This is a genomic window from Gulosibacter sp. GYB002 (assembly GCF_036577665.1).
GTDB lineage: Bacteria > Actinomycetota > Actinomycetes > Actinomycetales > Microbacteriaceae > Gulosibacter > Gulosibacter hominis.
The window spans coordinates 1-2,259 of record NZ_JARBDD010000007.1; the positions used below are offsets into that span (position 1 = coordinate 1).

At 58.6% G+C, this 2,259-nt stretch carries 4 protein-coding genes and 1 pseudogene; 4 read left to right on the forward strand and 1 reads right to left on the reverse strand.

Annotation, left to right across the window (positions count from 1 at the left end):
* The 4 genes and pseudogenes from PV375_RS04420 to PV375_RS04435 form a co-directional block, all read left to right on the forward strand.
* Positions 1–232, forward strand: a 232-nt coding sequence (locus PV375_RS04420; RefSeq protein WP_332106305.1) for a hypothetical protein, incomplete at its 5' end; no start/stop codon positions are given.
* Positions 233–1,093 carry a recombinase family protein gene (locus tag PV375_RS04425; RefSeq protein WP_332106306.1) on the forward strand — a complete coding sequence of 287 codons (861 nt, stop codon included), beginning with the start codon at positions 233–235 and terminating at the stop codon, positions 1,091–1,093.
* Between the two features lie 56 nt (positions 1,094–1,149).
* Positions 1,150–1,260: pseudogene (locus PV375_RS04430) on the forward strand (hypothetical protein); the annotation flags it as partial.
* Positions 1,261–1,299: 39 nt separating this feature from the next.
* Positions 1,300–1,764 carry a hypothetical protein gene (locus PV375_RS04435; protein ID WP_332106308.1) on the forward strand — a complete coding sequence of 155 codons (465 nt, stop codon included), beginning with the start codon at positions 1,300–1,302 and terminating at the stop codon, positions 1,762–1,764.
* 70 nt (positions 1,765–1,834) lie between these two features.
* On the opposite strand, the gene PV375_RS04440 is transcribed toward PV375_RS04435, so the two are convergent.
* Complete coding sequence (locus PV375_RS04440; protein ID WP_332106307.1) at positions 1,835–2,113, reverse strand: hypothetical protein; 279 nt, start codon at positions 2,111–2,113, stop codon at positions 1,835–1,837.
* Between the last annotated feature and the right edge of the window lie 146 nt (positions 2,114–2,259).

Genomic DNA, 2,259 nt, shown 5'->3' on the forward strand with positions numbered 1-2,259 from the left:
CGATGGCACCAGCAGCTCGCACACGTGGCGACCAAACCTGAAGAAGAGCTCGTGGACCCCAGCAAGAAAAGCCGCCTGGGGTGAACTCTTGCGTGCCCGCTGGGCAGAAGCCAAAAGGCTCGGGTTGGACAACCCACGGCAAGCACCAACACCACCAGAAGCATTGGTGAAGTACCGGGCCGTGGCCAAGGCAGAGGCTGAGCGCCTGCGCGCCGAGCGAGGCGAACGCTAAATGGCCCGCACCGTCACAGCAATCCCCGCCACCCGAGCGCTCCACACTGGTGCTCCACTTGGACAAACGACTCTGCGCAGGGTCGCCGGGTATGCCCGCGTGTCCACCGACCACGACGATCAGGTGACGTCCTACGAAGCCCAAGTCGACTACTACACCCGCTACATCAGCGACCACGCGGGCTGGCAGTTCGTGAAGGTCTATACCGATGAAGGCATCACCGGCACCTCAACCAAACACCGCGCTGGATTCCAGCAGATGGTCACCGACGCGCTCGACGGCAAGATCGACCTGATCATCACCAAGAGTGTGTCCCGGTTCGCCCGCAACACCGTCGACTCGCTCACCACCGTTCGAGCCCTCAAAGACAAAGGCGTGGAGGTCTTCTTCGAAAAAGAAGGCATCTGGACCTTCGACGCCAAAGGCGAGCTCCTCATCACCATCATGAGCTCGCTGGCGCAAGAAGAAGCCCGCTCCATCTCCGAAAACGTCACCTGGGGACACCGCAAACGCTTCGCCGACGGCAAAGTCACCGTCCCATACTCCCGCTTCCTCGGATACGACAAAGGCGAAGACGGCAACCTCGTCATCAACACCGAACAAGCCAAACTCGTGCGCCGGATCTACAACATGTACTTAGGTGGCATGTCCATCGGCACGATCGCCCGCACCCTCACCGACGAACCAGAGACCTTCACCGCCGCAGGCAACAAGACCTGGTATTACCAATCCATACGAGCGATTCTCACCAACGAGAAATACAAGGGTGACGCCCTCCTGCAGAAGTCGTACATCGCTGACTACCTGACGAAACGTCAAGTCATCAACCAAGGCGAAGTACCCCAGTACTACGTCAAATAGCTAAAGGGGCTAGAGATCAGCGAACCCAGCATCGCACCCGGCCCTTCTCATCGACCTTGGAGTGCAGCCAGTGCGGGCACTTCTTCGGCTCGAAAACCTGGCACGCGGGCAGTAAGTACGAAAAGGTCATCTGGCGGTGCGGCCACAAATACGCAGGCCAGGAAAAATGCGCCACCGGGCACATCAGCGATCAACGACTCAAGGACATGTTCCTCGAGGCTATCCGCCTCCGCTTCGGCTCACCTGCCGATGACACCGTCAACCACGCCGTACTCGACGCGCTCGACACGAGTGACCTGGAGGTTGAGGCCGCCGGGCTTCTCGCTCAGATCAACGAGGTGGCCAAAAAGCTCCAATCGATGATCGCCCACAACGCACGAGTCGCTCAAGACCAGCAAACCTACGAGAAGGCGTTCAACGCTAGCCACGAACAGCACCAGGCGCTGTTAGCTGATCACGCTGCCGTGGTCGCCGAGATCCAGAACAAAAACAACCGACTGGCCGCCTACCACTATTACATGCAGGAGACCGCCAACCTTGATCTTGAACGCTTGGTCTTCAGCCCATACCTCTGCGTAGCTTTGCTCGATAAAGGCACCGTCGACGTCGACGGCAACGTCACCTTTCAATTTCGCGACGGCAGCACCCAAGTAGTCGCCATCAAGCAGTAACCCAGTATCCACATCTAAGCGCCTGCCAGAACCTGGTGGGCGCTCGCGTAGTCTTGGAGTGGTGGATTGCTTACAATTGAAAATTCTTCAGCAAGTTGAGAACTACGTGACGCCGTTCCAGGTGGTCGAGGGATTCGATGACCGCTGGTGGCACCGCATGGCTGGACGAGTCGGCGACGACACCCTGGGTGGCAAAGAGTACATCCAGTTTCTTGCCGATAGTGTGGAAGTCGGGCGCGCTGAGGTGACAGATTGGCCGCTCTCCGATAGCTACATCGGAGTTGACTCGACGGTGCCAACCAAAGAAATCTGGTTCTTCGAAATCCGCCATGACCTTCGCCGACAGCACTACGGGGGTGAGTTTGCAAGGCTCTGTTGCAAAGATTGGCGGCAGTCAGAGGTAGGCTGTCGCTCTGCGCCGATCAGGCGGCTGCTGCGAAATGGTGGTTGAGCATGCCCATGGCCTCCGTCAGCGCCGAGGGCCCAATGCCAAAA